Origin of the sequence: Mesorhizobium sp. M5C.F.Ca.IN.020.29.1.1, from assembly GCF_003997375.1 — a bacterium.
Classification (GTDB): Bacteria; Pseudomonadota; Alphaproteobacteria; order Rhizobiales; family Rhizobiaceae; genus Mesorhizobium; species Mesorhizobium wenxiniae.
Window position 1 is genome coordinate 1 of sequence record NZ_RZSW01000358.1, and the last position, 6542, is coordinate 6542.

Consider the following 6542-nt stretch of genomic DNA (forward strand, 5'->3'; position numbering starts at 1 on the left):
ACCGTGATGCTAGCGGTCGGCCGAGTCTCGACCATTCTTGCCGCTGTAATTGCCGCTGTCTTCATGGTGGCCATTTTCGTCGTGTTTTGGCTGCGTGGCCGCAGCCAGCGCAAAAAGGATCATTGATATGCGTATTTTGATTACCGGCGCGGCAGGCATGGTCGGCCGCAAGCTCATCGCCCGGCTGGCGAAGGACGGAACGCTCAGCGGCCGGAGGATCGCCGCGCTCGACCTTCACGATATCGTGCCGCCGCAGGCGCCGGCACTGGAAGGCGTCGGTGTCACTATCCATACAGGCGATCTCGCCGCGGCGAGCGGGATGGAACGGCTGGTCGCGTCGCGCCCCGACGTGATCTTCCATCTCGCCGGCGTCGTGTCGGGCGAGGCGGAAGCCAATTTCGATCTCGGTTATCGCGTCAATCTCGACGGCACAAGGGCGCTGTTCGATGCCATAAGGCTGGCGGGGTTTGCGCCACGCGTCGTCTTCACCTCGTCGATCGCCGTGTTCGGCGCACCGTTCCCGGACATCATCCCCGACGAATTCCACCCGACGCCATTGACCTCCTACGGCACGCAGAAGCTGATGGGCGAAGCATTGCTCGCCGATTATACGCGGCGCGGCTTCTTCGACGGCATCGGTATCAGGCTGCCGACCATCTGCGTCAGGCCCGGCAAGCCCAACAAGGCCGCGTCAGGCTTCTTCTCCGGCATCATCCGCGAGCCGTTGAGCGGCCAGGAAGCGATATTGCCGGTGCCGCGCTCTGTCGTGCACACCCACGCCAGCCCGCGCTCCGCGGTGAATTTTTTGATCCACGCAGCAGGGATTGACGGCAGCGCCGTCGGGCCACGCCGCAATCTGACGATGCCCGGTGTCGCCGTCACGGTCGGCGAGCAGATCGAGGCCTTGGAACGCATTGCCGGCGCCGAGGCGGTGAAACTGATCCGCGAGGAGCCCGACGATACGATCTGGGCGATCGTCAAGGGCTGGCCGACACGGTTCGAAGCGCGGCGGTCGAGGGAGCTTGGCTTTGCCGCCGAAACCAGCTTCGACGATATCATCCGCGTCCACATCGAGGACGAGCTGGACGGCAAAATTGCCGGTTAGCTAACGCGCGTTCGATCGGACGGGCGAAGGCGTCATCCGCCAGCGGTCAGGCTGGCCGAAAGCAGCAGCAGCCCGAACAGGAAAACGAAGGCTGCGCCGCCGATCTCGACGATCGAATGTATGCGGTTGCCCATGCGGCCGTCACCGGCGACATAGACCGCCCAGTTCTTGGCAGTCACCGCCAGCGTCGCCAAGATCGAGACCGTGATCGCGGTGCCGAGCGCCATCGCCAGCACCGACAGGATGCCGCCGAACCACAACCCGTTGAGCATCGCAAAGCTCAGCACGATCAGCGCGCCCGAGCAGGGCCGGATACCGACCGCAGCCACCGCCGACCAGGCGGTGCGCCAGTCGAAGCGGTCGCCGGAAAGCAGCGTCGGGTCGGGCGCGTGTGAATGCCCGCACGTCTCGCAGACTTCGACCCCCGCATGGTGATGGTGATCGTGCCCGCCATGGTCATGGTGATGGTCGTGTGCGCCGTGATGATGATCGTGACCGTCATGGCCATGTGCGTGAAGCGCATGCACTGAATGCGTATGTGAGTGGCCTGCATGTGAGTGGCCGGCATGTGGGTGGCCGGCATGGGCCGCCGACAGGCTGTAGGGAGGGTTGGCGCCGAACAGGCGAAGGATAGCGGGGCCGGCCTTGCGCCACAAAAGCCAGGCGCCGAACAGGGTGACGAAGACAAAGCTCGTGACTTCGAGGAACCATGCCGCATCGGTCATCGATATGGTGGTGCCGCGCAGGACGAAGTAGGCGAGCATCATCACGAGGATCGCGGTCAGCGCCTGCAGCAGGGCCGAGACAAAGGACAGCATGATGCCGCGCTTGAGCGCGACTTCGTTCGCGACCATGTAAGACGAGATCACCGCCTTGCCGTGCCCGGGGCCGGCAGCATGGAAAACGCCATAGGCGAAGGACAGGCCGATAAGCAGCCACAGCTTGTTGCCGTCCTCGCGCATCGCCTTCATTGCGCCGGCAAGCGCGCGGTAGAATTCCTGCTGGCGCAGGTTGATCCACATCAGGATGTGGGCGAATGGGCCGGTGGTGGGAGCCATCCCGTCATTGGTGCCGATGCCGAGCGAGCTCTGGGCGTGGGCGGTGCCGAGGAAGTGCGTCGTCACAAGGGCGACGGCCAAAAGGCCGAAGGCCAAACGCAGGGACGGTTTCGTCACCGGATTATCCTTCTGGCTGACAGTTCAGTTCAAGCTTGGTCGCGAAGATCTTGCTCATATCGGTGCCTGTCGGATCGTTGAAGAAGGCGTCCGTCAGGGTCTTCTGGTTCTCGGCGAGCGCCTCGTCGGGGTTCGGACGAACGACTTTGCTCGCGCAGGTCGACGGCATGCCATCGACCTGCAGATTGGCATCCTCGGTGAAATCGATCGCCGTGTAGAAGGTCGGGTCGTAGACGCCGATATCGATCTTGCCGGCCAACTTCATCGGTGCCTTCGGTTCGGATTCGAACAGGATGATGAGTTGATCGTTCTCGAAATTGGCCATCAGCTGCGGCGGCGGGTTCATCGCCTCGTCCTTGCCGTCGACGGTGACGAGCTGGAAATAATTGAACTCCGCCAGCGAAGCATGGACGGTGTCGGCGACTTCCTTCAACTCCTTGTCGTCGAGCTTCAGGTCGGAATTCTTGTCGAATTCCATCATAACCGTACTCGAAAACAAATCGTCGAAGCGCCAGAGATGGCGCAAAGCCTTCACAGTTTGGTGATCCGGACTGAGGACCACTTCGAGGCGAGCCTCGGCGAAGACGTGCGGATGCACCTCGGCTGGCCCGACCGTGGCAAATGTCGCCGCTATGGCCGAAGCCATGATGATTGCTTGCCGTTTCAGGTGCATTCTCGGTCGCGATTCCATCAGCTTGGGTAAAATATCGAGAGTTACCAGAAACGGGGCGAAAATGGGACCGCAAGCGGCTGAAAGCTCATGCGTTGTCAATCGTCTTGAACCACTGCACCAGGAAATCGACAAAGACGCGAACCTTCGCAGGCAAATAGCGCCGGTGTGGATAGACGGCGAAGATGCCGCCACCCGGTAGGATGCGGTCATCCAGCGCGGCCACCAGCCGGCCACTTTCTATGTCGGGCGCGGCGATGAAATCCGGCAGGATGGAAAATCCCAATCCCGCCACGGCGGCGGCCCTTGCCGCCATCGGACTGTTGACCTCGATCGGACCGGAGACCGAAACGGTTACCGTATCGCCGCTGTCGCCCTTGAACGGCCAGTTGGTCAGCCAGCGGCCATTGGTGTCGATGATGCAGGGCACGCGGCCAAGGTCCTGCGGGCGCACAGGCATGCCGTGCTTCGCGATCAGTTCGGGAGATGCGCAGAGCCGCACCGAAAACGGTGCCAGGCGCCTCGCGATCAGCGAGGAGTTTTCCAGCCGCGAAATGCGCACGGCCAGATCGAAACCTTCCTCGACCAGATCGACGAAGCGGTCGTCGAGATGAATGTCGAGCACGATGTCGGGATGCTGCTTGGCGAAGTCGATCAGCGACTGGCCGATCGGTGCGTCAGCAAAAGTGCGCGGCGCCGACAGCTTGATCCTGCCGCGAACGTCGCCGGAGGATTCACGCACCGCATCGGCCAGGCTGTCGACCTCGCGGACGATTTCCGAGGCGCGGCGGTAATAAGTGTGGCCGGCCTCGGTCAGCGAGAACTGCCTGGTGGTGCGGTTGAGCAGCAACGCGCCGAGCTCGTCCTCAAGCTCGCGCACATATTTCGACAGCAGCGCCTTGGAGCGGCCGATCTTGCGCGCCGCTGCCGAAAAACCTTCGGCCTCGACCACGTCGATAAAGGCGCGCATGCGGGTCAGCGTGTCCATGTCATGCGCTCCCGTGGTGAGCTGAAAGGATACGCGCGGCAAGCGTCAGCAGCTGCCGGTCGCTGTTCTCAGGTCCAAGCAGCGAGAGGCCGAATGGCGCACCGTCGGCCTTGCCCAGCGGCAGGGTGATCTGCGGAAAGCCGGACAGGCCCGAAAGGCACAGCAGCCTTAGCGCGCGCTCGCGATAGGTCTGCAATTCGTCGAATGAGGCGGACTTGAGCGGGGCGGCACCTGGAGCGGTCGGCAGCACAAGAACACCGTCCTCGCCAAGCAGGTCGGCAAGTTCAATACGAAACGAAACGCGACGTTCCGTTTCGCGTCGTGCGGTTGCGAGGTCGATGGTCGCGCCATGCTCGAAACGCTCCTTGACGCCGGGGCCGAGCATCCGGTCACCCTGCGAGATCCAGGCACCATGATTTTGCCAGGCCTCGTACCCCTGCAGCTTGCGGAAGCACCAATAGAGATCATCGGTGGAATGCGACAGCGGGGCAACGGTGCGCGGCGCGCCCAGCACCGAAGCGACAGTGCGGACCATGGCGCGATATTCGTCGGCCTGCTGCGGGCCGAGCACGAGGCGGTCCAGCGCGTCGAGGCCGAGGGCGCGTGCCAAGTCGTGGCGTTGCCGATCGTCGTCGAGCAGCACCGTGCCGACCTTTTCGTAGGTGGCCATGTCCCTGGCGAACCAGCCGAACGTGTCCAGTGAAGGGGCCAGCGGCATGGTGCCTTCAAGCGAAATGCGGCCATGCGTGGTCCTCAGGCCGATCAAGCCGCAAAAGCTTGCCGGCGCGCGGATCGAGCCACCGGTGTCGGATCCGATGGCAATCTCGGCCAGCCCGCCGGCAACCGCGGCGGCGGAACCGGAGGATGAGCCGCCGGTGACGCGGTCCGGCGCTGCCGGATTGACCGGCGACGGAAAATGCGCGTTCAGCCCCATCAGGGAGAAGGCCAACTCGTCGGTCTGCGTCTTGCCGACAAAGCGCGCGCCCGAATCAAGCAGCGCCTGGACGGCCGGCGCTGTCGCCGAGGCGGGTGAAGCCTCCCGGTGTTTCTGCGGATTGCCGCAGCCGGTGCGGTAGCCGGCGACGTCGTAAATATCCTTGACGGCCAGCCGCAGGCCGGCAAGCGGGCCGGCTTGCGCATTGGACACTGGGATATCGTCAAGGTCGAGAAAAGCGTTCAGAGGGCCGCAAGTGCCTGTCATGCGTTCGATATCCGGATACAGTTGTTGCAACATTGTTCGGTGCCAGGAATTTTACAACCTGGCGTACGATTTTTATTGATTGTGAAATCCTTCGACCTTATATCGCGCTTGCCCAAAGTCGCACGTGCCTGTGGGTGTCCGCCGATCCTCAAATGGTGAGGGATATCGGTAAGGTAGCTGGAGCCAACCCCTCCAGTCGGTTTAGCGGCCAACCGCCAGACCGAGGACACCTTGAAGCAACGACGGTGCGGGCCTTTCTGGTGTTCTGCCGGTCGTCCAAAGACCGGGGTTACTGAAGAGGCACACCTTCATTGCCGGCAGTGCGGACGGGTCTCCCATCCAAGCCAAGGCAGACAAAGCGAACCTAGGCCGGGCAAGGCCAAGGTTCACCGCCGCGAGACGGCGTTCATGGTTCCGGGGTCTCCACCGGCTGGTTCCATGATTTGACGTCCCGCCTTTGTCCACCGCGTGTTCGCGAGGTCGATGACCCGCGTCCCGCAGCCTTTGTGCGCGCCGAAAGGCGCTGATGGAGAGATCCCGATGGCTACCCAGCGCATCCTTGACTTCCTCGCCACCCGACGTCCGAACGGCCCTTGCCTCGTCGTCGATCTCGATGTCGTGCGCGACAATTTTCGCGCCTTCGAGAAGGCGCTTCCCGATTCGAAAATCTACTATGCGGTGAAAGCAAACCCGGCGCCGGAAATTCTGCGCCTCCTTGCTGCGATGGGCTCGTCCTTCGACACCGCTTCCGTTGCCGAAGTCGAGATGGCGATGGACGCCGGTGCGCCGGCGGACCGCATCTCCTTCGGCAACACCATCAAGAAGGAGCGCGACATCCAGCGCGCCTATCAGCTCGGCATCCGGCTGTTCGCGGTGGACTGCGTCGAGGAGGTCGAGAAGATCGCCCGCGTTGCACCCGGCGCCCGTGTGTTCTGCCGCGTGCTGACCGACGGCGAAGGCGCCGAATGGCCGCTGTCGCGCAAGTTCGGCTGCGTGCCGGCGATGGCGGTCGACGTGCTGCGCCATGCCAGGACGCTCGGCCTCGACGCCTATGGCGTGTCGTTCCATGTCGGCTCGCAGCAGACCGATCTGACCGCCTGGGACCGCGCGCTCGGCGACGCCAAAAAGGTTTTCGTCACGCTTGCCGAGGAAGGCATCGTTCTGAAGATGGTCAATATGGGCGGCGGTTTTCCGACCCGTTACCTCAGGGATGTGCCGGTGGCGCAGGCCTATGGCCAAGCGATCTTCTCGGCGCTGCGCAAGCATTTCGGCAACGCGATTCCCGAGACGATCATCGAACCGGGCCGCGGCATGGTTGGCAATGCCGGCGTCATCAAGTCGGAAGTCGTGCTGATCTCGAAGAAGGCCGACAATGACAATGTGCGCTGGGTGTTCCTCGACAT

6 protein-coding genes are annotated in these 6542 nt (G+C 63.0%); 2 read left to right on the plus strand and 4 right to left on the minus strand.

Annotation, left to right across the window (positions count from 1 at the left end; all coding sequences use genetic code 11):
- Positions 1-127 precede the first annotated feature (127 nt).
- Complete coding sequence (gene denD, locus EOA85_RS23940; protein WP_127211413.1) at positions 128-1105, plus strand: D-erythronate dehydrogenase; 978 nt, start codon at positions 128-130, stop codon at positions 1103-1105.
- A 32-nt stretch (positions 1106-1137) separates the two neighbouring features.
- On the opposite strand, the gene EOA85_RS23945 is transcribed toward denD, so the two are convergent.
- The 4 genes from EOA85_RS23945 to EOA85_RS23960 all read right to left on the minus strand — a co-directional run bounded on the left by EOA85_RS23945 (position 1138) and on the right by EOA85_RS23960 (position 5139).
- Positions 1138-2280: a nickel/cobalt transporter gene (locus tag EOA85_RS23945; protein ID WP_127211414.1), complete on the minus strand. Its 1143-nt coding sequence runs from the start codon at positions 2278-2280 to the stop codon at positions 1138-1140.
- 4 nt (positions 2281-2284) lie between these two features.
- The gene (locus EOA85_RS23950; RefSeq protein ID WP_029349704.1) at positions 2285-2953 is read right to left on the minus strand and encodes a DUF1007 family protein; all 669 of its coding nucleotides are present in this window, start codon (positions 2951-2953) and stop codon (positions 2285-2287) included.
- Between the two features lie 85 nt (positions 2954-3038).
- The gene (locus EOA85_RS23955; RefSeq protein WP_029349706.1) at positions 3039-3938 is read right to left on the minus strand and encodes a LysR family transcriptional regulator; all 900 of its coding nucleotides are present in this window, start codon (positions 3936-3938) and stop codon (positions 3039-3041) included.
- Between the two features lies 1 nt (position 3939).
- Positions 3940-5139: an amidase gene (locus EOA85_RS23960; RefSeq protein ID WP_127211415.1), complete on the minus strand. Its 1200-nt coding sequence runs from the start codon at positions 5137-5139 to the stop codon at positions 3940-3942.
- A gap of 540 nt (positions 5140-5679) precedes the next feature.
- On the opposite strand from EOA85_RS23960, the gene EOA85_RS23965 reads away from it, so the two are divergent.
- Positions 5680-6542, plus strand: an 863-nt coding sequence (locus EOA85_RS23965) for a type III PLP-dependent enzyme (protein WP_164759840.1), incomplete at its 3' end; no start/stop codon positions are given.